At 72.4% G+C, this 22971-nt stretch carries 19 protein-coding genes; 10 read left to right on the top strand and 9 right to left on the bottom strand.

The genetic code is table 11. The annotated features are described in order from the left end of the window. Nucleotides 1-96: 96 nt before the first annotated feature. Nucleotides 97-915, top strand: coding sequence for a phosphotransferase enzyme family protein (locus NQU55_RS19695; protein WP_168093607.1), 819 nt, complete (start codon nucleotides 97-99; stop codon nucleotides 913-915). After that, nucleotides 882-1706, top strand: a complete 825-nt coding sequence (locus NQU55_RS19690; protein WP_168093600.1) for a nucleotidyltransferase domain-containing protein — start codon at nucleotides 882-884, stop codon at nucleotides 1704-1706. The genes NQU55_RS19695 and NQU55_RS19690 overlap by 34 nt, the downstream gene beginning before the upstream one ends. A gap of 49 nt (nucleotides 1707-1755) precedes the next feature. Here NQU55_RS19690 and NQU55_RS19685 read toward each other — a convergent pair whose 3' ends face one another. After that, complete coding sequence (locus NQU55_RS19685; protein ID WP_168093599.1) at nucleotides 1756-3381, bottom strand: alkaline phosphatase D family protein; 1626 nt, start codon at nucleotides 3379-3381, stop codon at nucleotides 1756-1758. A gap of 327 nt (nucleotides 3382-3708) precedes the next feature. On the opposite strand from NQU55_RS19685, the gene NQU55_RS19680 reads away from it, so the two are divergent. Beyond that, nucleotides 3709-4908 carry a serine hydrolase domain-containing protein gene (locus NQU55_RS19680; protein WP_256790914.1) on the top strand — a complete coding sequence of 400 codons (1200 nt, stop codon included), beginning with the start codon at nucleotides 3709-3711 and terminating at the stop codon, nucleotides 4906-4908. 92 nt (nucleotides 4909-5000) lie between these two features. Here the strand turns inward: NQU55_RS19680 and NQU55_RS19675 are convergent, their stop codons facing one another. Genes NQU55_RS19675 through NQU55_RS19665 form a run of 3 tightly spaced genes read right to left on the bottom strand, consistent with a single transcriptional unit; the run spans nucleotide 5001 to nucleotide 9662 of the window. Next, a complete protein-coding gene (locus tag NQU55_RS19675; RefSeq protein ID WP_256790913.1) occupies nucleotides 5001-5984 on the bottom strand; it encodes a hypothetical protein in 984 nt (327 codons plus the stop codon). A 23-nt stretch (nucleotides 5985-6007) separates the two neighbouring features. Then, nucleotides 6008-7852 (bottom strand): ATP-binding protein, encoded by a 1845-nt coding sequence (locus NQU55_RS19670; protein ID WP_256790912.1) that lies wholly within the window; start codon nucleotides 7850-7852, stop codon nucleotides 6008-6010. Beyond that, complete coding sequence (locus NQU55_RS19665) at nucleotides 7758-9662, bottom strand: ATP-binding protein (protein WP_168093435.1); 1905 nt, start codon at nucleotides 9660-9662, stop codon at nucleotides 7758-7760. The genes NQU55_RS19670 and NQU55_RS19665 overlap by 95 nt, the downstream gene beginning before the upstream one ends. Before the next feature lie 674 nt (nucleotides 9663-10336). Here NQU55_RS19665 and NQU55_RS19660 point away from each other — a divergent pair. Continuing rightward, nucleotides 10337-11875, top strand: coding sequence for a hypothetical protein (locus tag NQU55_RS19660; RefSeq protein ID WP_256790911.1), 1539 nt, complete (start codon nucleotides 10337-10339; stop codon nucleotides 11873-11875). A 57-nt stretch (nucleotides 11876-11932) separates the two neighbouring features. Here NQU55_RS19660 and NQU55_RS19655 read toward each other — a convergent pair whose 3' ends face one another. After that, nucleotides 11933-12919 carry an AraC family transcriptional regulator gene (locus tag NQU55_RS19655; RefSeq protein ID WP_168093436.1) on the bottom strand — a complete coding sequence of 329 codons (987 nt, stop codon included), beginning with the start codon at nucleotides 12917-12919 and terminating at the stop codon, nucleotides 11933-11935. 87 nt (nucleotides 12920-13006) lie between these two features. Between NQU55_RS19655 and NQU55_RS19650 the strand changes: the two genes are divergently transcribed. The 4 genes from NQU55_RS19650 (at nucleotide 13007) to NQU55_RS19635 (ending at nucleotide 18679) form a co-directional block, all read left to right on the top strand. Beyond that, the gene (locus tag NQU55_RS19650; RefSeq protein ID WP_256790910.1) at nucleotides 13007-13825 is read left to right on the top strand and encodes an NAD(P)H-binding protein; all 819 of its coding nucleotides are present in this window, start codon (nucleotides 13007-13009) and stop codon (nucleotides 13823-13825) included. A 211-nt stretch (nucleotides 13826-14036) separates the two neighbouring features. Then, complete coding sequence (locus NQU55_RS19645) at nucleotides 14037-15305, top strand: aspartate aminotransferase type Ic (RefSeq protein ID WP_256790909.1); 1269 nt, start codon at nucleotides 14037-14039, stop codon at nucleotides 15303-15305. 167 nt (nucleotides 15306-15472) lie between these two features. Then, on the top strand, nucleotides 15473-17170 hold the full coding sequence (locus NQU55_RS19640) for an amidase (RefSeq protein ID WP_168096378.1): 1698 nt from the start codon (nucleotides 15473-15475) through the stop codon (nucleotides 17168-17170). A 387-nt stretch (nucleotides 17171-17557) separates the two neighbouring features. Further along, nucleotides 17558-18679 carry an alpha/beta hydrolase gene (locus NQU55_RS19635; protein ID WP_256790908.1) on the top strand — a complete coding sequence of 374 codons (1122 nt, stop codon included), beginning with the start codon at nucleotides 17558-17560 and terminating at the stop codon, nucleotides 18677-18679. Between the two features lie 133 nt (nucleotides 18680-18812). On the opposite strand, the gene NQU55_RS19630 is transcribed toward NQU55_RS19635, so the two are convergent. Continuing rightward, nucleotides 18813-19502: a LysE family translocator gene (locus NQU55_RS19630; RefSeq protein WP_168096421.1), complete on the bottom strand. Its 690-nt coding sequence runs from the start codon at nucleotides 19500-19502 to the stop codon at nucleotides 18813-18815. Nucleotides 19503-19584: 82 nt separating this feature from the next. Between NQU55_RS19630 and NQU55_RS19625 the strand changes: the two genes are divergently transcribed. Together NQU55_RS19625 and NQU55_RS19620 are read left to right on the top strand one after the other, a co-directional pair. Then, nucleotides 19585-20298: an MOSC domain-containing protein gene (locus NQU55_RS19625; RefSeq protein ID WP_168096420.1), complete on the top strand. Its 714-nt coding sequence runs from the start codon at nucleotides 19585-19587 to the stop codon at nucleotides 20296-20298. A gap of 190 nt (nucleotides 20299-20488) precedes the next feature. Continuing rightward, a complete protein-coding gene (locus NQU55_RS19620) occupies nucleotides 20489-21523 on the top strand; it encodes a MerR family transcriptional regulator (RefSeq protein WP_168096419.1) in 1035 nt (344 codons plus the stop codon). Between the two features lie 26 nt (nucleotides 21524-21549). Here NQU55_RS19620 and NQU55_RS19615 read toward each other — a convergent pair whose 3' ends face one another. From NQU55_RS19615 to NQU55_RS36845, 3 genes are all read right to left on the bottom strand, one after another. Continuing rightward, nucleotides 21550-21741 (bottom strand): DUF1272 domain-containing protein, encoded by a 192-nt coding sequence (locus NQU55_RS19615; RefSeq protein WP_168096418.1) that lies wholly within the window; start codon nucleotides 21739-21741, stop codon nucleotides 21550-21552. Between the two features lie 223 nt (nucleotides 21742-21964). Then, on the bottom strand, nucleotides 21965-22297 hold the full coding sequence (locus NQU55_RS19610; RefSeq protein ID WP_168093084.1) for an antibiotic biosynthesis monooxygenase family protein: 333 nt from the start codon (nucleotides 22295-22297) through the stop codon (nucleotides 21965-21967). Between the two features lie 214 nt (nucleotides 22298-22511). After that, nucleotides 22512-22865: an SH3 domain-containing protein gene (locus NQU55_RS36845; protein ID WP_168093085.1), complete on the bottom strand. Its 354-nt coding sequence runs from the start codon at nucleotides 22863-22865 to the stop codon at nucleotides 22512-22514. Nucleotides 22866-22971: the final 106 nt, after the last annotated feature.

The following is a 22971-nucleotide window of genomic DNA, read 5'->3' as shown; positions in this document are numbered from 1 at the left end:
GGTGATCGTCAAGGACCCGTCGAGCAGACTTGCGCCGTGCAGCATGGCGACGAGCAGCATGACGAGAAGCACTCCGACGAGCAGTGCCACGACGAGATGCACATCGGCAAGAAGCGCCACGACGAGAACCACCATGCCGAGGAGCGGCCGCTGTCCGGCGGGAACGTCAGTGACGGCGTCGTCCGTGTCGGCGACACCGTCCGCCGCCCCGCGGGCCCGTGGACCCCGGCGGTGCACGCACTGCTGGACCATCTCCACGCAGCGGGCTTCCGGGCGGCTCCCCGCCCCCTCGGCATCGACGACCGGGGCCGGGAGGTCCTGACCTTCGCGCCGGGCGAAGTGGTCTGGCCCGGCCGGTTCGCCCTGCTGGAGCCGCCGCGACGGCTGGCCCGGGTGGCGCGCCTGATCAGGGACTTCCACGATGCCGTGGAGGGGTTCACGCCACCGGCCGACGCCCGCTGGCAGGAGCTCATTCCCGCCGAGGGAGCCGACATCATCGCCCACCACGACCTGGCGCCGTGGAACCTCGTGATCGGCGGCGAGGACGAGTGGGCGTTCATCGACTGGGACGCGGCCGGCCCCGGTTCGCGGCTGTGGGACGTCGCCTACGCCGCGCACGGCTTCATCCCGCTGTCCGCGGACCCCGCCCGGCAGCGCACCGACGCGGCCGACCGGCTGCGGGCCTTCGCCGACGCCTACGGGCTCGACGAGGCCGAACGGCGCCACCTGGTCCCCCTGCTGGGCCGGCGTACCCGCTCCATGCACGACTTCCTGCGCGACCGGACCGCCCGGGGCGATCAGCCCTGGGCCACCCTGTGGGCCGAAGGCCACGGCGACACCTGGCGCCATGACACCGCCTACATCGAGGAGCGTGAAGACCAGTGGCTGCGTGCCCTGCTCACCGGCGAGGGCTGAACCACGACGGGACGATCGCCCGCGAAGGCGCCCCGGACCGGGTGCCTGCGGCGTTCGCCCCCGTCGTCGACGCCGCGCGCGCCCACCTCGCCGATACGTACGACGGCCGTACGCGGCTGCACAGCGCCTATCTCTACGGCAGCATTCCCCGCGGCACCGCCACCCCCGGACGCTCCGACCTCGACCTCCTGCTCGCCCTCCACGACGAGCCCACCGACGCCGACCGCGCCGCCGCGAAGGAGATCGAGGCCACGCTCGACCGCGCTTTTCCCCAGATCGACGGCGCGGGCATCCTGCTGTTCGGCGTGCGCACCCTGCTGAGCGACCTCGAACGCCACGATCTCGGCTTCTTCGTCGCCTGCCTGTGCACCCCGCTGCTCGGCCCCGACCTCGCCGGAGAACTGCCCCGCTACCGCCCCACTTCCCTGCTCGCCCGCGAAACCAACGGCGACCTCGCCCTCGCCCTTCCCCGCTGGCGCACGCGGGCCGCCGAGGCCGCCACGGACACCGAACGCAAGGCCCTCGCCCGCGGCGTCGCCCGGCGTCTCGTACGCACCGGATTCACCCTGGTCATGCCCCGCTGGGGCGGCTGGACCAGCGACCTCGGCGAGTCCGCCGAGCTCTTCGGCCGCTACTACCCGGAGCGGGCCGGGCAGATGCGCACCGCTGCAACCACCGGCCGTACGCCGTCGGCCGATCCGGCGGTGCTCGGCATGCTCACCGACGACCTGGGACCCTGGCTCGCCGCCCGCTACACAGCCGTTCATGGGGAGAAGGCTCCGCGCCCGTGAGAGACGCCCCTACTGGCACAGCAGCGTCTCCGCTCCCACGGCATCGCCGTTACGGAGACGGCCTTTCGAACCCGGGGCGGCCCGCCCGGCAGGTCAGGCTGGTGGCGGTGGAGACGGGAGCGCCCGGGCGGGTGACGTAGGGGAGGGTGCGGTAGTCGACGCGGGCTTGCGACGGAGTGAGCGTGATGACGACGTAGCCGCGGCGCTTGGCGTAGTACGCCATGTGCGGGTTGACGGCGAGGAGGCTCTCCCAGTCCTCGGGTTTCTCGACTCCGTCGGCTCCGCTGGAGATGGACGTGCCGAGGATCTCGACGCCGCGCGTGGGGGAGGAGAGGTTGTCGAAGTCTTCCTTGATGTCCATGGCGAGGTGGATGTGGGAGTCACCGGAGAGCACCATGAGGTTGGTGATCCGCGCGGTGCGCGCGGCGTCGAGGAGCCGCTTGCGGGCCGCCGGGTATCCGTCCCAGGCATCCATGGACAAGGGGGAGTTCTGGGCCCTCAGCCGGCGCCGGGAGAAGGCGACCTGCTGGGGCAGGACGTTCCAGACGGCCGACGAGCTGCGGAATCCGTTGGAGAGCCACTGCTCCTGCGCGGGGCCGAGGAGGGTGCGGGAGGGGTCTTCGGAATCGGGTCCGGGCTGCTTCCAGCCGTCCCCGTAGGCCTGGTCGGAGCGGTACTGCCGCGTGTCCAGGATGTCGAACTGCGCGAGCCTGCCGAAGCGGAGACGGCGGAAGAGCCGCATGTCCGGCCCCGTGGGGTGCGGGAGGCGCAGGGGCATGTTCTCCCAGTACGCACGGTAGGCCGCGGCCCGGCGCAGCAGGAACGCGTCGGTCGGATCGTTGTCCTGCGACACGTGCGCCGCGTAGTTGTTCTCCACCTCGTGGTCGTCCCAGGTGACGCACCAGGGATGGGCGGCGTGCGCGGACTGCAGGTCGGGGTCGGACTTGCCCAGGGCGTAGCGCAGGCGGTAGTCCTGCAACGTGACGGTCTCGTGCGCGAAGACGTCGGGGAGCTTGCTGCCCTCCGGGAGTTGCCGGTCCCCGGCCCGGGCGTCGATGGCGTTCTCGTAGATGTAGTCGCCGAGGAAGAAGACGACGTCGAGGTCCTCGCGGGCCAGGTGCGACAGCGCGGTGTAGTAGCCCTCGTCGTACTGCTGGCACGAGGCCACGCCCAGGCGCAGCTGCGCGGGAGAGCTTCCGGCAGCGGGAGCGGTACGGGTCCGGCCGGCGCGGCTCACCCAGGAGCCGGCCCGGAAGCGGTACCAGTAGGTGCGCCCTGCCTTGAGACCCCGGGCGTCGACGTGCACGCTGTATCCGAACTCGGCGTCGGCGTCGGCCCGTCCGCGGCGTACGACGCGCGAGAACCGTTCGTCCTCCGCCACTTCCCAGCTCACGGGGATCACCCCGGTGGCTGGCAGCCCGCCGTCCGGCTCCCACGGGCGCGGCGCCAGCCGCGTCCACAGCACCACGGCGTCCGGTAAGGGGTCGCCCGAGGCGACGCCGAGGGTGAACGGATCGTCGCCGAGGACGCGATCGCCCAGCTCTTCGGCTCTTGCGCGGCCGGGCTCGGACGAGAACGCCAGCACGGTCGCGGCGGCCGTCAGCGTGAGGAATCTTCGTCTGAGGTACGAGACCGATGCGGTGCCGGGCCGGTCATGGCCCTGATGACCCGTCATGACGTGACGTCTCCCTCCAGAATCGCCGGTCACTCCTGCGGAAGGGATACCCAGGAGGAAGCGCCGTCTCCCGTGCCAAGGCGGCGCGCCGGTGTATCCGCCGTCACCTCAACCCCGAGGCGAGCGGGGCCGGATCCCGAGGTACGTCGGGGTGGGCCCCGAGGCGAGCCGCGGTGGGCCCTGAGGCGAGCCGGGGCCGGACCCCGACCCGGCGTCGGGGGGACCTGTAGGGGGAGGGCGCTCCGTGATCATTCTTGATCATGATCACGGGCAGGGGCAGGGCTCCATACGGTGAGGGCACCACCGCACGACGGAAGGAACCCCACCATGCGCCGCCCGACAGCCGCTGTCTCCGCTCTGCTCGCCGCAACCGCCCTCGTCTCCGCGGCGGTCCCGGCCGCCGCTGCCGCGCCCGCCGGTGAGCGCGGGACGGACCGGGAGACCGCACGCGGAGTCGCTGCACGGGCTGTTGAGGGCAAGGGCGCCGCGCTGCAACGGGCCCTGGACGGCATCGTCGCCGAGGGGGTGCCCGGCGCGATCGCCGAGGTGCGCGCGGGCGACCGGGTGTGGAAGGCGGGCAGCGGCACCGCCGACCTGCGGGACGGGCGGCGGGCGAAGCCCGGGGACCGGTTCCGGGCCGGGAGCGTGACCAAGTCCTTCGTCGCCACGGTCGTGCTGCAACTCGCCGACGAGGGCAGGCTCGGCCTGGACGACCCCATCGGCCGGCATCTGCCCGGCCTCGTCCCCGACGGGGACGACGGCGCGCCCGTCACCGTACGCCAACTGCTCGGCCACACCAGCGGGATCCCCAACCACACCGACGTCCTCCGGCGCGGTGACGACCCCGTACGCAAAGTCCAGAACTCCCGCCACACCCCCCGGGAGCTCGTCGAGCTCGCGCTGAAGGAGCCGCGTCCGTTCAACCCCGGGGAGCCGGGGAAGTGGGCCTACTCCAACACCAATTACGTCCTTCTCGCGATGCTGATCGAGAGGGCCACCGGCCGCACGCTCGACCGGGAGATCGACCGCCGCATCGTGCACCCCCTCCACCTCACCGACACCACCGTCCCCGCCTCCTCGCGTCTGCCGGGCCGCCATCTGAACGGTTACGAGCGACTGCCCGGAGAGACCGAGCCGGCCGACTTCACCGACTTCAGCCCCACGGCCTTCTGGGGCCCCGGCAACATCGTCTCCACCACCGCCGACCTGAACCGCTTCTACCGCGCGCTCGCCGGTGGCAAGCTGCTGCCGTCCCACCTCTGGCAGGAGATGTGGACGTTCCGGGAGACCGATCGCGGACCCGAGCGGACGTACGGTCTCGGTCTGGAGAGCCGGGCCGCCTACTGCCCCGGCGAGAAGCCCGTATGGGGCCACACCGGCAGCGTCCCCGGCTACAGCACTTTCAGCTTCACATCGGCCGACGGCAAGCGGCAGATCACCCTCGCCGTCAACACCAGCCTCACCATGCCGGAGAAGGCAGGCACGGCCGCGCTGAAGGCGTTCACTACGGCCTTGTGCGCGAAGTGAGCGGTGCGGCCTGGCGTCGGTCGCCGGCCGCAGGCCAGCAGGCCCGTTGGCCCGCTGGCCAGCCGGTCAACCAGGCTCCGGCGTCGGGACCGTCACTCTTCCTCACGGTGGCTTTCCGGCTCGCAGATCGACTCCGACCAGTCCACGCCGAGTGTCCCGGCCAGGCGTTCCAGCGCGTGCTCGGTGCGTCCGTACGCGACGAGCTCGGAGTCGCCGTATCCGGTGTCGTGGGCCACGATGACGTCCGGGCCGCCGAAGAACTCCGTACGGGCCCCCAGTTCACGCCACGGCAGCAGCCCCATCGGGCGCAGCTTCTCCCGCAGCCGGGCCAGGACCTCCGGGGCGATGGTGCCCTCCTCGACGGTCCAGCCGTAGTGGGCGGGCAGGCGCGTGACGGCCAGCAGGAGGAAGAACTCCGAGAGCGAGCGGCTCTGCAGCACCCATGCCTCTTGCCCGTCGTCGTCCCGGGCGGAGACCAGCACCGGCGGATCGGCGAGGTGGCTGCGGGCCGCGGGGTAGCCCCACTCGTTGCAGTACTGGTCCTCGGCCATGAACACGCAGACCCGCAGGTCCTCGGACGGGCCGGTAAAGGGGTTCGCCGGGGGCAGGCCGCCGGCGACGCCGTAGCCGGTGGGGTCGGGGCGAACGGTGGGCGGCCACACCGGGTTGGTCCAGTACAGGCGCCACCGGTCCGCGAAGGAGTTGAACGGCAGCTCCCACCACTCGCCCAGCGCGGCGGGTATCGCGAGCGAGGGGTCGACGTCGCGGGGCTCGTCGTCCTCCGGGGTGTCGCAGGACCCGGCACCTGCACCTGCACCGGCCCTCAGGCCGGATACGTACGTCTTGTGGGCATCGGGTTCCTCCCGTTCCCACCGCTCTCCGCCGGTGGGCTCGTAACCCCAGCCCTCCTGGAACCTGCGGAGCAGCTCCCACCGCACATCGGTACCTGCAGCGCCCGTAGTGCCCGTAGTGCCCGTAGTGCCTGCAGGGTTCGCAGTGCCCGTGGTACCGCCCTCGGCGGCACTGCGCGCCTGCTGCAGCCACTCGTGGAATTGCCCGTAGTCGATCTCTGTCACGCGGGTGATCCTAAGCGCGGGAATCAAGGCCGGACGTCCGCGGAACGACGGAGGCGTTCCTCGGCCCGGTCGCGCAGGGCGGGCACTCCGCAGGCCGCCGACAGGTCCCGCGCGCGGACGAAGCGTGTCAGGGCCTCGGCGTGACGGCCGCAGGCCGCGAGGGCGGACCCGGCCGCCAGGGAGGCGGTGGCCTCGTACAGTGGCATGCGAGCGGTCCGGAACGCCGTCGCCGCTTCGTCGGCCTGCTCGGCCGCCTCCGACTCCGCCTCTTTTAAGGAGAGCCCGACCTCGGCCCGGGCCAGCAGGGCGAACCCGCGCTGCCCCGCCGGGCTGTCGGGCGTCAGCGCCGCGGCCGCGTCCTCCGCCCGGCGTCCGGCCGCCGCGACGTCGCCTCGTGCCAGCTCCGCGCGCGTCAGGACGCGGAACCACCGGGGACGCGTGAGCGCCCCGAAGCGGAGGAGGTCCGTACCGCCGCCCGCCGTGAGCACGGCACGCACGCATCCCGCCGGGTCACCGCTTTCCAGCAGGCACGGCCCGAGCATCCCGCCGATCGCCGCCCGCGGTGGTCCGGGCGCGAGACTGTCCCGGGACATCGCCTCCTCGCAGGCGGCGAGCGCCCTGGCGACGTCACCGCGCCACAATGCGATGGCGCTGCGGGCCGATGCCGCCAGCGATCGGGGTTCGTCGTTGCCGATGAGCACGGCCGCCTCGGCCGCGTCCTCGGCGTGGGCCTCGGCCTCGTCCAGGCGACCGAGCAGCGTGAGGACGTGGGCGGAGGCGGCGTACAGGTCGGCGGCCACGGCGGTCCGGCCGGTGAGGCGGGCCAGCCGCAGTCCGCGGTCGAGGTGGCGCAGGGCGGCGTCGAGGTCGCCGCGGGTCAGCTCCGCCCACCCGGTCAGGGCCGGCACGTCGACGTGCGGCGCGAGGATCCGGTCGTCGGTGTCGTCGAGCGTCTGCACCGCCCGCGCCAGGTGCAGGTCGGCCTGCGCCGCGTCCCCGGCCGTGGCGTGGGCCAGGGCCAGCAGACTCCCGGCCCTGGCCGCCCGCATCGGCTCGCGCCCCGGCCCGTCGCCGCCCGGCTCCTGCAGGGTGCGCAGCGCCTCTTCGCTCCGTTCGGCCGCCGAGTCCACATCGCCGCGGCGCAGGGCCACGGAGGCGACACCCAGCTGCAGGTCCGCGATCTCGGCGGGTGACAGGCCGTCGGCGCCGTCCTTCAACTCGCGCAGCAGGAGGGCCGTCGCCTGGTGGTAATGGCCCAGCTGGTACTCCACGTCGGCCCGCGTCGCGGTGATCCGCGCCCGCAGGCGGAGGTCGTCCTCGGGGAGGGCGTGGGCGGCGGTGCGGAGGATGTCCTGGCCTTCGCGCAGCCTGCCTGCCGTGACCAGGGCCGCGGCCTGCTTCAGCAGCAGTTCCGGCTGCGACCGCTCCTGCCGCGGGCCGGAGAGCGCGATGGCGGCGCCCAGCCACTCGGCGGCCGTCACGGGGGCGAGCGCCGTCATCTGCTCCGCGGCTGCGATCAGGTCCTCGACGGCGCGGGCGTCTCCCGGCCGGGCCGACTGCCGGATGTGCGGCGCCCGGGCCGCCGGCGGCGCACCGCGCAGTGCGAGGGCGTTCGCCGCCTTCCTATGGGCTTCGATCCGCCAGCCGGACCCGGCGCTCTGGTAGACCGCGGTACGCACCAGGGGGTGGCGGAACCTGAACCGCCCCAGGGGACCTTCCCGGCGCAGCAGATCGCGTTCGGTGAGCTCGTCGAAGGCCGCCAGCGCCGCCGTTTCATCCGCTCCGGCGACGAACGACGCCAACTCGGCGTCGAAGGAGTCCCCGAGGACGGCCCCTGCCCGGGCACACGTCTGCGTGAGGACGGGCAACCCGTCCAGCTCCTCCTGCAGGGCGGCGCGCAGGAACTGCGGCAGGTCCTCGCCGCACAGCGGCTCCCCGGCGGGCGCGGAGGCGGGCCGGAGGGCGGGGCCGGGGGCGGGCCCGGGAACGGGGACGGGTTGGAGAGCGCCCCCACCGGGTCAGGGCCTGCAAGTAGAAGGGGTTGCCGTGGCCGGCCTCGTGGAGTTCCCGGATCCGCCGGCGGGGCACTCCCTCCCCGCAGAGCTCTCCGCACAGATCGGCGGTTTCGGCCGGGGACAGCGGACCGGGCTCGACCCGGGTGAGCCGGCCCTGCGCCTCGGCCACGGACAGTGCCGCGGCGAGCCGGCGGGGATGGGGACGCGGCCGGTAGGCGAGCACCAGCAGGAAGCGTCCCCGGGGCGCATGACGTATCAGGTGCCCGATCAGTTCGAGCGAGTCCTCGTCGGCCCAGTGCAGATCGTCCAGGGCGAGCATCAGCCCCGAGTCGGTGGCGCCGGAGCCGAGTGCCTCCAGCAGGGCCCGCATCGCCGGCTGCAATCCGCAGCGCCCGGCGAGCACCGGCTCCGTACCCTCTGGTCGGAGCCGGGCCAGCGCCGGGAAGACCTCGCCGAGCAGGGCCAGTACGCCGGACGGCAGCCCCGCGGTCCGGTCCCGGTCCGCGTTCGGTGTGACCAGCCGGTCGTCGAGCGCGTCCGCGAAGACCCCGTAGGGGGTCCGGGTGAACTCGACGGCCCGTCCGGTCAGGACCACGAAGCCCCGGCGGCGGGCCCGTTCGCCGAGCTCACCGGCCAGCCGCGTCTTGCCGATGCCCGGCTCGCCGACGATCTCCACGACGGCGCTTCCGCCCGCCCGGGCGGACGAGAGCGCCCGGTCGAGGGCGGCCAGCTCGGCCACTCGCCCGACGATCCGGTTCTCCCGGGGCCGGGCCGCACGGTCGGCGGGCGCTGCCTCCGGCGGGGTGGGCGTGGCGGGTGTGGTGAGTGTGGCTGTCGTATCCGTCGCGTCCGTTGTGTCCGTCACCGGAGAGGTCGGTGCCTGGTGAAGTGATGGCCGGGCTAAGGCCGTCGGCTCCGGGCCGGGGGCCAGCAACTCCGGGTCGGCGGCCAGCATGCGCCGGTGCAGCCGCTGCAGCGCCGGCCCGGGTTCGCAGCCGAGCTCCTCCACCAGGCGTAACCGCGAGTGCCGGTAGTGGTCGAGCGCCTCGGCCGGACGACCGCACCGGTAGAGGGCGAGCATGAGCCGTCCGGTCACGCCCTCGTCGAGGGGATGCGCCCTTGCCCGGCCGGTCAGCCCTGCGAGCATCTCCGCGTGCTGCCCGAGCCGGAGCCGGGCATCGTCGTATCCGGCCTGCGCCGCCGACCGCTCCCGCGCTAGCGCCTCCCGGACCCCGCTGATCCACGGCGTGTCCAGACCGGCGAAGGCCTCCCCGCGCCAGAGGCCGAGGGCCTGCCCGAACAGACGTGCCGCGCGGTCGTCCTGTCCGGCGTCACGCGCCTGCGCGGCCAGCTCACGAAAGCGGTGGACGTCCACGGCCGGTGCAGGTACGGCGAGCGTGTACCCGCCGGGACGCCGGAGGATCCGCGCGCTGTCGCCGACGGCCAGCGCGCGCCGGAGGCGGGAGAGGTAGCCGTAGAGGGTGTCGCGGGCGCGCTGCGGGGGATGTTCGGCCCAGACGCGGTCGATGAGCTGCCCGACGGTGACGAGCCGGTTGGCGTCGACGAGCAGGGCCGCGAGCACGCACTGCTGACGACGGTGCCCCAGGCCGACCGGCCGGCCTCCGGCCCGTGCCTCGACGCTGCCGAGCAGAGCGAACTCCATGAACTCCCCTTCCACAGCTGCCCCGTGCCGCCCAGGCTGACACGGCGCCACGGGCCGGGACCAGCACATTTCAGCTCTGCTGCAGGTTTCCTCACGACCGGTGACCCAGGCTGATCCCCATCGCCCGCAGCCGCCCTGCCCGGTGCCCACGGCCCACCGGACACCCCGGCTCCGCGGCGAACGGCCCGCCGAGGTGCCCCGCGGGGGTGGGCGCCCGAAGCCGGGACCGCAGGTCCGGCCCCGCCGACCCGGGGCCGGACCGGACCTTGTGCGGGCTCTGGAGCCTGGCGGTGCTCTTCCTTCGGTCCGGGGTTTGTGGGAAGCCATAAGAAAACGTGGAGCACAGGAGCGTCGCGCCGCCCCTGTGGAGGACACGCCGGGAATATGCCTACGCCCCGTCCCACCCCGATGCGCGGCGTCCCCTCCCGGTACCCGTCGCGCCGGAAGGGAAACCTCATGCGCAGCGCACAGCCCGCACGCCGGCAAGGCACTGCATCAGGGAACGCCCCGATGACTGGAGGGCCATGGGACCGATGTTACGAGGCGGGGTAAGCAGGCGGTTCGCCGATACGATCAAGGCGAACATCAAGCACTGCACCCGAGAGTACAGGCGACGCGAGGAAGCAGGCGTCGAACGTCTGGGCGGGGCCGCGAGCCCATCGCGGCGTGGCACTGTGGAGATCCGCGCCGTAGGCACACTGACGGGGCCGCCGCGGGAGTTTCCCGAGCCGGACGGGCCCGGGGCCGCCCGGCTCGACGGGCTCGAACAAGCGCTGGCCACCATCGGAGAAACGTTCCCCTGCCTGGGTACCGACGTCGAGATGTGCCGGCTGGCCGGCAGGATGCTGGAGGGCGCCTGGTGCGAGCGGGCGTCGTCCGGCCCGCTTCCCGTGGGAGGCCCCGGACTCCGGACACAGGACGCGCCCTGTTCGTGCGTCCTCTGCTCCCATCTCCCGGAGCCGCCTCGCCGTCATCTCCGCGACTACGCCTGGCGCCGCAGCGACGGCCTGCCGCTCGCCGTAAAGACGTGGCCCTACCGGAGGGAGTTCGACTGCGTCCTGACCGGCGGCTGGGTGTGGAACCGGGCCCTGCAGGACGCCGAGACGGGCCTCGGCCTGCGGCACCGCTACGAGGACGACATCCTTACCTTCCCCGAGTACAAGCGGGCCGGCATGACGATGGACATCGCCGGCACGGCCCGGTCCGTCGAGGAGGGGCTGGCGGAGGACTTCAGCATCAACGGAGCCCGAGCGCTGGTCAGCGGGCTCTTCACCGAGTACAAGCGCTGCGTGGACGAGTACTGGATCGGCCGTCACCGGGCGGGCTCGGTCTCGCTCCCGCAGTCCACGCCACTGGACATGACCACGTACACCATGCTCCAGACCATGGACTGCCTCTGGTGGCACGTACCGCCGGACGACCAGCTCTGGCTGGAGGAGAACCTCACCACCCTGGTCCTCTCGCGCGTCGTGGACGACATGGTGGACGTCAGGGCCGACTCCGTCACCGGTGAGATCAACAACTTCTGGCTCGCCTCCATGCCCGTCCACGACAAGGCGGCTCTGGCGGCGTGCGTCATCGCGCTCAACAAGTACCAGTGCATGCCGGAAGCCCTCGGAGTGCTCTGGAACGTCGAACTGGTCGGGAACACGGCCGTGTGGATGGCCCTGAACGGCCGCCATGCCCTGTGGTTCGACGGGATCACCGGCGGCATGCCCGAGGCCGACGACTGCGTGCTCTGCCGGCTCCAGCCGAATCCCTGCACCGGGCTGCTCACCTCGGGCGTGACCCTGCGCGTAGGAGAGCGATTCGGTGTCCAGCAGCTCGGCTCGCGGGCGACGGAACTTTCGGCCCGCTGCCGAAGCACCCACCCCGAGGCCTGGGAGACGTTCCACGCCGAACTCGGGGCGTTCGAGGCCCTGCACGGCGAATGGCACGGCGACACGGACACCACCTGGGAGATCCTGCGCCGCACCTACGTGGCGGGCGTGCTCGCCTGCCTCGCGGGCGGTGAGGGCGCGCGGGACGTCCAGGACGCCTCGGGGCCCCTGGGGGCGGACTTGTTCCACACCCTGAGCCTGGGCGGAGCACCGGGCTGGCGGGAGAACACCGCGCTCCTCGTCTACATGTTCGGGTGTGCGCACCCGCACTTCTTGTGGAACACGCTCGGCCATGCGTGCACCTCGATGGGCGGCGACTGGCTGGACGGCTGAGGGAGCAATACGGGTAAGGCCAGGTGGGTTTGGACCTGCCCCAAGGGGCCGCGCTTATCAAGGGCGCGGCCCCCCGGCGCGGTGGTCGGACGGGCTGATGCCGCGTACGCGTTTGAAGGCCGCGCTGAACGCGAAGCCGTCCGCGTACCCGACTTCCCTGGCCACTGCCGTGACGGTGGCTCCGGGTGCGCGCAGCCGGTCGGCGGCCAGGGTCATCCGCCAGTCGGTGAGGTAGGTCAGGGGCGGCCTGCCGACGAGGGCCGAGAAGCGGCGGGCGAAGGCGGTACGGGACATGCCCGCCTCGTCCGCGAGCGAGGCGACCGTCCACGGCCGGGCCGGCTCCTCGTGCAGCCTGCGCAGGACGTGCCCGATGTCGGGGTCGGCGAGGGCCCGGTAGCCGGGGGGCGGGGTGGCGCCCGGGTGAGCGAACCACGTGCGCAGGGCCCGTACGAGCAAGAGGTCCAGGAAGCGGTCCAGGACGACCTGCTGGCCCGGCTCGTCGTGCTCGACCTCGGCGGCGATCAGGTCGAGGAGCGCGGACAGACCCGTGTCCGGGCGCACGATCGCGATCGGGGGCAGGGCGTCGAGCAGCGGCCGGCACAGGTCGCCCCCGACTCTGTACCCGGCGGTGACCAGGAGGTCCGTCCCGCTGTCCGCCGCGTCCCCGACGGTGCGGCCGGTCACCCGCCAGTTGCGCCCCGGATCCGCCGGATCCCCCGGACCGGCCGGGGCGTCGCCGACGAGGGTGCAGCGGTCGTCGCCGTCGACGAGGACGCGCGGCCTGCTGTCCGGCCGGTCCGCCACTGTGTAGGGCGTGCGCGCCCGTACGAGGGCGATGGCGCCCCGCGGCAGCTCGACGGGGTCGCCCCCGTCGCCCCCGTCGCCCGCGTCGGGCACAAGCCACGCGTCACCGCGCAGCATCGCGCTGAGCGTCAGCGGCGCGGGCTCGGTGAACCGCATCCCCCAGGGCGGGACGCTCACCGTGCTGCAGAACACCGCCCCGCGTGCCCTGACCCCGGAGAGATAGTCGTCAAGAAGATCCACACCGACCGAGGCTACTGGAACGATCACGCATGGATCCGGTCGTATCAACCATGGAGCGTTCCGTTCGGCCCGTATTGACTGACGGACATGTCACAGATCCTCGTGCTCGGCGCCACCGGCAAGACCGGCAGCCGCGTCGTCCCCCGCCTCAAGGCCCTCGGCCACACCGTCCGTTCCGCTTCCCGCTCGTCGGCACTCCGCTTCGACTGGACCGACCGGTCCACCTGGGACGCGGCCCTGGCCGGCGCGGAGGCCGTGTACTTCGTCCCGACCGAGACGCTCGGCCTGCCCGAGCGCGCCGAGCTGGTGGACCGCGCGAAGGCCGCCGGCGTCCGCCGCATCGTCCAGCTGTCGGTGCGCGGCCTCGACGCCGACGGCGGTGTGCCGGAGACGGAGGCAGCGGTCCGGGAGTCGGGGCTCGCGTGGACGATGCTGCGCCCCTGCTGGTTCTCCCAGGACTTCGCCGCACCGGACTTCTTCCTGCCGTCGGTCCTCGCCGGCGAGCTCACGACCCCCGCCGGGGACGGACGCGAACCGTTCATCGACGTGGAGGACATCGCGGACGTGGCGGTGGCCGCCCTCACCGGCGACGGCCACGCGGAGAAGGCCTACGACCTGTCCGGCCCCCGGGCACTCACCTTCGGCGAGGCCCTCGCCGTCATCGGCGACGCCGTCGGACGCGAGCTGCGCCACCGCCACCAGGCCCCGGACGCCTACGCCGCCGACCAGGTCGCGGCCGGCCTCCCCGTCGCCGACGCCGAAGCCGTCGCCTCCTTCCTGGACGGCATACGCCGGGGCGAGGACGACTACGTCAGCACCGGCGTGCAGGAGGCCCTCGGCCGCGCTCCGCGCTCCTTCGAGGAGTACGTGAGGGCGACGGCACCGACGGGCGTGTGGAACGTCTGATCACACGGACGGACCGGCGGACCGGCTCCCTCGCGCACGGCGAGGAGCCGGCCCGCCGGTCCGTTCGCCGGCCCGCCGGACGCACGTGCTCGGCAGCGTCGGTGCCCCCCCCCCGCCCCGCCCCACGCCGGTTTGTATTCTCGGGCAGGCGATCTCATCGACAGGCCCATCGGCAGGCAGTCGACGACCGGCACCCGCGAGAGGAAACACCATGACCACCGAGCTGAGCCCCGACGCCCTGACCGGGCTCCTCGACCAGGCCCGCCGGGACTACCAGGACCTCGCGGGACGAGGCCTGTCGCTCGACCTCACCCGGGGCAAGCCGGCCCCCGAGCAGCTCGACCTCTCCGAGGACCTGCTGAGCCTGCCCGGCGGGCGCCACACCTCCGCCGACGGCACGGACGTACGCAACTACGGCGGGCTCCAGGGGCTGCCCGAGCTCCGGGAGATCTTCGCCGGGGCGCTCCAGGTGCCGGCCGCCCAGCTCCTCGCGGCCGGGAACTCCAGCCTCGAGCTGATGCACGACTGCCTGGTGCACGCCCTGCTGAGCGTGCTGCCGGGCGTCGAGTCGCGCTGGGTGGAGCAGGAGCGGATCGCGTTCCTGTGCCCGGTCCCCGGCTACGACCGGCACTTCGCGCTCTGCGAGCGGTTCGGGATCGACATGATCCCGGTGCCGATGACCGCCGAAGGCCCGGACATGGACGTCGTCGAGCGGCTCGTCGCCGAGGACCCGGCGGTCAAGGGCATCTGGTGCGTGCCGAAGTACAGCAACCCCGACGGCGTCTGCTACAGCGACGCGACCGTGGCGCGGCTCGCCTCGATGACCACCGCCGCGCCCGACTTCCGGATCTTCTGGGACAACGCCTACGCCGTCCACCACCTCACCGACGAGCCCGTCGCGATCGCCGACCTGCTCGCCGCCTGCGCCGAGGCCGGGAACCCGGACCGGACGTTCGTGTTCGGCTCCACCTCGAAGATCACCGCGGCGGGCGCGGGCGTCGCCTTCTTCGGCTCGTCGCCCGCGAACGTGCAGTGGCTGCTCGGCAACAACGCCAAGCGGTCGATCGGCCCCGACAAGGTCAACCAGCTGCGCCACGTGATGTTCCTGCAGGACGCCGAGGGTCTGCAGGCCCACATGGAGCGCCAGCGCGCCCTGCTGCAGCCCAAGTTCGAGGCGGTCGCGCGGATCCTGGACGCCGAGCTCGGCGGCACCGGGCTGGCGACCTGGACCTCGCCCAAGGGCGGCTACTTCGTGACCCTCGAAGTGCAGGACGGCTGCGCCAAGGAGGTCGTACGCCGCGCCGCCGAGGCGGGCATCGTGCTCACCCCGGCCGGCGCCACGCACCCCTACGGCGACGACCCGCGCGACGCGGTCATCCGCATCGCCCCCAGCTACCCCGGCCTCGCCGAACTGGAGCAGGCGATCGCAGGCCTCGCCGTCTGCGTCCGGCTCGTGGGGTACGAGCAGCGCGTCCGCTAGCGGGCGGAGGCCGGGCGCCCCGGCCGTACCGGAGCGCGTAAGGGCCGCTGCCACGCGAACGCACCCGTGGCAGCGGCCCGGTCCGGCTCAGCACGGACGGGCCGCGGCGGGCGTACGTGCTGCCGCACCCTTGCGCCGGGCCGTCCGCATGTAGTCGGCTGAGGCCCATGAGGCAGAGAAGCGTTGCCACGCTGATTGCCGTCGTGGCCATGAGCTCCCTTTTCACAGGCCTGCCAGGCGTACCGGGCTTGCCAGGCGCACCGATCCCGGGCGCGCGGGCCGCCGACTCCGACTCCGGCGCCGGAGTCGGCCACTCCGGCGCCGGCGGTGCGGCGTCGCCGACCGGTGCGCACCATCCGCCGGGGCCGGGCGTCGATCTCGACACGGTGACGATCCCGGAGCTGCAGGCTCGCATGGCGGACGGATCGCTGACTGCGGCGGCCCTGACCGCCGCCTACCTGCGCCGCATCGAGACCTTCGATCCCAAGATCAATGCGGTGCTGCGCACCGACCCGACCGCCCTGCGCCAGGCGGCCGCCAGTGACGCCAGGCGCCGGAACGGCGGCGTCCGGAGCCCGCTCGACGGCATTCCCGTCCTGCTCAAGGACAACGTGGACACCCGCGACATGCCGACGACCGCTGGTTCGCTGGCGCTGGCCGGGAGCCCGCCCCGCACGGACGCGGCCCTGGTGACGCGCCTGCGCGAGGCGGGGGCGGTGATCCTCGGGAAGACCAACCTGTCCGAGTGGGCGAACTTCCGTGCCGCGAAGCCGACATCGGGATGGTCGGCGGTGGGCGGGCAGACCAGCAATCCCTACGTGCTGGACAGGAATCCGTGCGGGTCGTCCGCCGGTTCGGCGGCGGCACTCGCCGCGTCGCTGGCGCAGGTGGCGATCGGCACCGAGACGGACGGCTCCATCGTGTGCCCGGCCGGGATGAACGGGGTCGTCGGCCACAAGCCCAGCCTCGGGCTGGTCAGCGGGGACGGCGTGGTGCCGATCTCCGCCGAGCAGGACACCGCGGGGCCCATGGCGCGCAACGTCATCGACGCGGCGCTCACCCTGTCGGTGCTCCGCGGCGACGGCACCTCGCGCCCCGGCGCCCACGGCGTGCCCCACGCTCTCGGCGGCCTCCCCCTTCCGGACGAGCTGACGCACCCCGGCCCCGGCGGCCTGCGCGGCAAACGGATCGGCCTGTGGCGGCTGCCCTCGCTCGGGCCCGAGGTGGACGCCTTGATGACCCGTACGGCGGACAGACTCCGCAGCGCGGGGGCCGAGGTCGTGCCGGTGACGCCCCCGTACCAGGAGCGACTCGCCCAACTCGAGTTCCCGGCGCTGCTGAGCGAGTTCCACCGGGACATCGACGCCTACCTCGCCACGCGCAACGGGCCCCGCAACCTCGCCGAGCTGATCGAGTTCAACCGCACCCACCCCGCGGAGCGGACGTGCTTCGCCGGCCAGGAGCTCTTCGAGCAGGCCCTCGCCGCGCCCCCCACCACCGATCCGGGGTACCGGGCCATGCGCGCCGAGCTGAAGGACCTTTCCCGGCGTTCCCTGGACGAGACCATGGCCGCCCACCGGCTGGACGCCATCGCCGCGCCGACGAACCCGCCCGCCTGGACGACCGACTGCGGTCGCGGCGACAACGACGTGATCCCCTCCTCGACCCCCGCGGCCGTCGCCGGGTACCCGTCGCTGTCGGTGCCCGCAGGGTTCGTGGGCGAGCTCCCCGTAGGCCTCCTCCTGATGACCGGTGACCGCCAGGACACCAAGCTGCTGTCGCTGGGAGCCGCGGTGGAACACCGCCTGAAGGCCTGGCGGGCGCCGCGATACCTGCCGACTGTGGGGACCGGCGCCTCTGGCTGAACGAAAGGCCTGGCGGAACGAACGGCCTGGCTGAACGAACGGCCCGGCGGCCTGGCGGCGGCGGCCGCGCCGGACCGCCAGGCCGAAGGAGGCCTGATCTACGAGGCCGGCGCCGGGCGAGGCCTCCCTGAACGCGGCCCACCTCGGCGAACTCGTCGCCGTCGCGCACGCGGGCATCACCGCGGGCGCGGTCACCTGACACCCGGGCGACCGAGGCGCGGGGCGAGGCATTTACGATCTCCCGTGGGTCGTGGAGGCCGGCGCGCTCGCGAGAGCGACGCAGGTCATAGCCACGGACGGAACCGGTGGACGGCTTTGCCCCTCCACATGGGCGGAAACACAGGTCATGTCCTTCGGGGCAGCAGCAGGAATGTCCGGAGTGACGTGATGACGCAAGCGAGCAGCGGGATCTATCAGGCAGAGGGGTACGTCCGCGCGCGTCGCGCCAAGCGGTGGACCATCGTGCTGGTGTCCCTGGCCGTCGTAGGGCTGATAGCCACCGGCGTGCTCAAGTACCTCAAGATCGGTCCGTTCTCCGACAAGGGGGCGCCGGTCAGCTTCGGCCAGGAGCAGGCCGCGGGCGGTGGCAGTGGCAGCGGCGGCGGTCAGGCCGGCGGCGCGAACGGCGCGCAGAAGCCGGACTCCAAGATCCTGATGCCGACCGGGCCCGCTGCCGACTTCAAGAATTCCGAGACCCTCGGTGACGGCACGCACATCGCCGTCACCACGCTGGAGGGCAAGAAGTCCGGTTTCACGGGCAAGGTGTGGGTCTGGGCGCCCAAGGAGTACAAGGACGCGAAGTTCAAGGACCACGGCTTCCCGGTCCTGATCGCCCTGCCCGGCGGCCCCGGTTTCCCGAACAACTACTGGATGGGCACCAACCTCAAGCTCCAGTCGTCGATCAGCAAGTGGTACGCCGAGGGCAAGAGCAAGCCGTTCCTCCTGGCCATGCCGGTCCTCAACCCCAAGAACAATGGTACATACTGGGACGGAAGTGACATTCCGGGCCAGCCGAAGATGGGCACCTGGCTGACCGAGGATGTCCCGGAGCTGATGAAGGCCAACTTCCGCACGATCAAGTCGCGCGACGGCTGGGCGTTCATGGGCTCCTCCTCCGGCGGCTTCGCCGGAATGAAGGCCGTGCTGAAGCACCCGGACAAGTTCAAGGCCGCGATCGCCTCCGGCCCGGACTTCTTCCCGGACTCCCCGCTGTGGAAGGGCCACGACAAGGAGCGGGACGAGAACGACCCCAAGCTGCTCGCGAAGGACCTGATCGCCCGGAAGGGCCCGGACGTCTACATCGCCTTCCAGTACGGCACGCGCGAGGATCCCATCACCATCAACGGGGTCAAGAACTTCGTGGCGCAGTACGGGAACGGCCCCGTGCACACCTCGGTCAAGGAGATTCCGGGCGGCAAGCACGACGCCGCCACGTACGTCCCGAGTATGGGCCAGGGCCCGATCCAGTTCATCAGCGAGCAGCTGTCGGACCCCATTCCTGCGTTCTGAGCGGGCCCTTCCGCTATCCGTATCCATCGCCTCGGCCCCGGCCGGTTGCTCGTTGTTCGAGCGGCCGGCCGGGGCCGAGGCGGTTCCGCAGGAGGCGGAGCGATGGGGCTGCGGAGCGGCTGAGCAGGGCCGCTCAGTCGCCGAGGGCGAGGTGGACGCCGAAGCCGGCGATCACCGTGCCGCTGATCCGGTCCAGGATCCGCCGCGCCGAGGGCCGCCGCAGGCTGGTGCGGAGCGCCCGGGCGAAGGCGATCAGCACGCCCGACCAGAGGGTCGCGAGCAGGATGTGCACGCCGGCCAGCATCGTGCCGGCCATCAGGTGCGAGGCGCCGGCCGGGATGAACTGCGGCAGGACGGCCACGTAGAAGGCGCCCATCTTGGGGTTGAGCAGGTTGGTCACGGTGCCCCGGCGCCAGCCGCCCAGGAAGCTGTCCCCGGCGTCCGGCTCGCCCGGTGCGCCCGCGGCGTCGGGGAGCGCGTCGGGGGAGTCGGGGTCGGTGCCGGGGTCAGGATCGGTGCCGGCCGCCTGCCGGCGCAGGGCCGGTATGAGGATCCGGCCTCCCATCCACACCAGATACGCGGCGCCCGCCCAGCGGAGCATCGCGTAGGCGAGGTGGGAAGCGGTCAGCACGGCGGTGATGCCGAGCGCGCTGAGCACTCCCCAGAGGAGGGTTCCCGTCTGGATGCCGAGGACCACACCCCAGACGCGTCTGTGGTGCCCCACGGCGGCGGTGCGCAGGATGAGGGCGGTGTCGAGGCCGGGTGTGAGGGTGAGGAGTCCGACGATCAGTGCGAAGGACCCCAGCGCGGAGACGGTGATCATGAATGGTCACTGTACCGCCGGAGTCACCAACTCCCCATTTTCTGCCCGAAGTCGGGCAGGAGGCTCTTGTATCGTCTGTCAAATGGCAGACGAGGTGGGGATCATCGAGCGCATTTGGCGCTATCCGATCAAATCGACGGGCGGCGAGCGGCTGCGGCGAGCGGACGTCGACGTGCGGGGTCTGGTGGGCGACCGGCTGTTCGCGGTGCGCGACGGGGAAGGCCGGTTCGGCTCGGGGAAGAACACCCGGCGCTTTCGCCGCATGCCCGGCCTGCTCCGGCTGCGCTCCCGCTACCCGGACGGGCCGGCGGAACGCCCCGAGCTGCTGGACCCGCAGGGTGTGCCCGTTCCGGAACCGACCGCTTACCTCCGCCGGTACCTCGGCCGGAACGACGTCGAACTGGCCCGCGAAGAAACGGTCTCCCACTTCGACCAGCTCCCGCTCAGCATCCTGACCACCGCCACCCTCGACTGGGTACGCTCGGCCGTTCCCGGCGTCCCGGTCGACGAGCGGCGCTTCCGCCCCAACCTCCTCGTTTGTACGCCTCCGGGCACGCCGCCCTTCGTGGAGGACGAGTGGTTCGGACGCAAGGCACGGATCGGCGACGGTCTGTGCGTGGAGTTCGTGCGCTCCAGCGAACGGTGCGTGATGACCAACGAGGCCCAGCAGGACCTCCCGCATTCCCCGCTGATCCTGCGGGCGATCGCGAAGGCGCACGACGCGCGACTGGACGCCCTGGCGACGGTCGTTGCGCCCGGCCGGGTGGATGCCGGGGACGCCGTCGCTCTCATCTGACGAGGGGTACCGCTCCTCGCGACGGCGTCTCCCGCCGTGGAGCGCCCGGGCTCGGATTGACCTTGCCCCCGAGGGCAAGGTTTAGCGTTTTCCCAGGCCGAGGCCGAGGCCCAGTCCAGGGCCCAGTCCGAGGCCGAGAGCGAGGGCAGGGCCGACAGTGAGGGCGGGGTCGACATGAAGGGCACGTGGCATGCGCATCAGTGAGCTGGCCCGCCGCGCGGGGGTGACGACCAAGGCGGTGCGTTACTACGAAGCGCTGGGGCTGGTCACTCCCCGGAGGCTGGCCAACGGCTACCGGGACTACGACGAGGACGACGTACGACTCGCGCAGGAGATCCGGGCGCTCAGAAGCCTCGGGATCCCTGCGGAGCGCACCCGCCCGTTCCTGGACTGCCTCGAAGCCGGCCGCCGGCACGCCGACGACTGCCCGGCCTCACTGGCCGGATACCGGGACGCCATCGACGAGCTCACCGAGCGGATCGAGGCGCTCACCGCCCGGCGGGCGGCACTGATCTCGCACCTCCAGGAGGCGGCTCACCGGAACAGCACCGTCGCCCCGGTCCACGCGAACCACCCACCCGACCAGGCCGGTCGAGCCGGCCACCCCCACCCGGCCCACGAAGCAGAGGGCCTGAGCGATGCCCTGACGGAGGATCCGATGAACGACTACTTGAGCCTGCCCGACGACCTGCCCGTCCCCGACGACGACGGCGCGGCCGGCCACCTTCCCGGCATGAAGGCGCCGTCCACGGCCTTTGCGGGTACGGCCGGCGAGACGATCCGCATCGACGCGCTCGGCGCGGGCCGAACGGTGATCTACGTCTACCCGCTCACCGGCCGCCCGGGCACCGACCTGCCCGAAGGCTGGGACTCGATCCCCGGCGCGCGCGGCTGCACCCCCGAGTCGTGCGGCTTCCGTGACCACTACCAGGACCTTCTGGCCGCCGGAGCCGCCGGCGTGTTCGGCCTGTCCAGCCAGGACACCGGCTACCAGCGTGAGGTCGTCGAGCGCCTCGACCTGCCGTTCCAGATGCTGTCCGACCCTGCGTCGGACCTGGCGGAGACGCTCCGCCTGCCCACGTTCGAGATCAGCGGAATGACGCTCTACAGGAGGCTGACGCTGATCATCCGTGACGGAGTGATCGAGCACGTCTTCTATCCGGTCTTCCCGCCGAACGAGCATGCGGAGCAGGTCCTGGCCTGGCTGCGCGACAATCCGCTGTAGCCCTGCGCGAGGAGTGTTCGCTTCGGTCAGCCGGCAGGGGACGACACGCGGCGGGGGCGCGCTACGAGCTCGCCGCCGCAGTTGGGGCAGACGTTCTGCATGGCGTCGCTGCAGGGCACGCAGAACGTGCACTCGTGCGAGCAGATGCGGGCGGGCGAGTCCTGCGGCAGGGGCGTGGTCTCGCACCGTTCGCAGAGGTTGCGCATCTCCAAAGACATGACTCTCCTAGCGGGTTCGGGCATCCGCCGCCTGGTCACCGGCACCGGATGGAAGGGATTCGGATGCCCATCCTCGGCGCGGTGATCTTGGCCGGAAAGCGTCGGCAGGGCCAGCTTTACGCAAGATCCGGCCAGTGCAAGGCCATGAGTCCCGGACGCGGCGCAAGCGTCGGCCGGCCGGGACTCCCGATCGGTGACCGGTCACCGACCCGCTGGGGTCAGGTCAGGCGTCCTTCACCTTGGGTGCGGCCTGCTGGACGACCTCGAAGGACCACAGGGTGGACCCGGACGCGGCCGGCTTCTGCTTGGGGGCGCCGTCGCCGCCGCCCTGGTGCGCGGCCTTCATCGGCCCCTCCATCCACGCCTTGAAGTCCTCCTCGCTGCGCCAGCGGGTGTAGACCAGGTAGGTGTCCGTTCCCTCGACGGGGCGGAGGAGCTCGAACCACTCGAAGCCGTCGGAGCTCTCGACGGAGCCGGCGCGGGCCGCGAAGCGCTGCTCCAGGACCTCTCGCTGCTCGGCGGGGACGTTCAGCATGTTGATCTTCACAACACTCATGGGCCCATCCTGCCCCACCCCCGGAAGGGAACCGGTCAGGGGGTGCCGGTGGCGCATACCGGACATCCCGTTACGGCCGCCGCGACGGCCCGGACCGAGAGCCGGTCCGGGCCGTCGGGCTCGCGCACCTGCGTGAAGTGCGATGCTGCCTGGTCAGCAGTGCTCTGCCGTCAGCGCCTGGCTGCTTGCTCTGCCATCAGCGTCTGCTCTGCCGTCACATGCCGCAGAACGGCGGGATGATGTTCTTGTGGGCGACCCAGCCGCGGGTGCCCTTGGACAGGCCGCCCTTGCTCTTGGCCTTCAGCTCGACGTTGTCCCAGCCGCCGGACGAGCGGAGGATGCGGATCGGGTCGCCGAAGTACAGCTGGCCCTTGACCGCGCCCGACGTGCCGGCCTTCGTGCGCAGGCGGGTGCCGTCGCTGTAGATCATGGCGTTGTCCGCGTGGCACGCCTTGGCGCTCGCGGCGGGCCGGGTGGCGGCCGCGGGGGCGGCCTGGGCCGGGGCGGCCAGGGCCGCGGTGGCGCCGACGAGGGCGACGGTGGTGAGTGCGAGGGATATGCGTCGCACGGATCCTCCGGAAGTGGTTCTTGTGGTGCGGCGGATGCCGCGCGATCACCATAGGCAGGTCCGGAAGACCATCCGGCAGTGATCTTGTCACGCCCCTGTCACGACT

Source organism: Streptomyces telluris, assembly GCF_024519335.1.
Classification (GTDB): domain Bacteria; phylum Actinomycetota; class Actinomycetes; order Streptomycetales; family Streptomycetaceae; genus Streptomyces; species Streptomyces telluris.
The sequence above is the reverse complement of the archived record's forward strand: the minus strand, read 5'-3'. Positions and strand labels throughout refer to the sequence as shown.

Bases quoted from the DNA above. Each gene is read 5' to 3' on its own strand.
- NQU55_RS19695 (WP_168093607.1), top strand. From the start codon at position 97: ATGCACATCGGCAAGAAGCGCCACGACGAGAACCACCATGCCGAGGAG.
- NQU55_RS19685 (WP_168093599.1), bottom strand. From the start codon at position 3,381: ATGACGGGTCATCAGGGCCATGACCGGCCCGGCACCGCATCGGTCTCG.
- NQU55_RS19680 (WP_256790914.1), top strand. From the start codon at position 3,709: ATGCGCCGCCCGACAGCCGCTGTCTCCGCTCTGCTCGCCGCAACCGCC.
- NQU55_RS19665 (WP_168093435.1), bottom strand. From the start codon at position 9,662: ATGGAGTTCGCTCTGCTCGGCAGCGTCGAGGCACGGGCCGGAGGCCGG.
- NQU55_RS19650 (WP_256790910.1), top strand. From the start codon at position 13,007: ATGTCACAGATCCTCGTGCTCGGCGCCACCGGCAAGACCGGCAGCCGC.
- NQU55_RS19645 (WP_256790909.1), top strand. From the start codon at position 14,037: ATGACCACCGAGCTGAGCCCCGACGCCCTGACCGGGCTCCTCGACCAG.
- NQU55_RS19640 (WP_168096378.1), top strand. From the start codon at position 15,473: ATGAGGCAGAGAAGCGTTGCCACGCTGATTGCCGTCGTGGCCATGAGC.
- NQU55_RS19635 (WP_256790908.1), top strand. From the start codon at position 17,558: ATGACGCAAGCGAGCAGCGGGATCTATCAGGCAGAGGGGTACGTCCGC.
- NQU55_RS19630 (WP_168096421.1), bottom strand. From the start codon at position 19,502: ATGATCACCGTCTCCGCGCTGGGGTCCTTCGCACTGATCGTCGGACTC.
- NQU55_RS19625 (WP_168096420.1), top strand. From the start codon at position 19,585: ATGGCAGACGAGGTGGGGATCATCGAGCGCATTTGGCGCTATCCGATC.
- NQU55_RS19620 (WP_168096419.1), top strand. From the start codon at position 20,489: ATGCGCATCAGTGAGCTGGCCCGCCGCGCGGGGGTGACGACCAAGGCG.
- NQU55_RS19615 (WP_168096418.1), bottom strand. From the start codon at position 21,741: ATGTCTTTGGAGATGCGCAACCTCTGCGAACGGTGCGAGACCACGCCC.
- NQU55_RS19610 (WP_168093084.1), bottom strand. From the start codon at position 22,297: ATGAGTGTTGTGAAGATCAACATGCTGAACGTCCCCGCCGAGCAGCGA.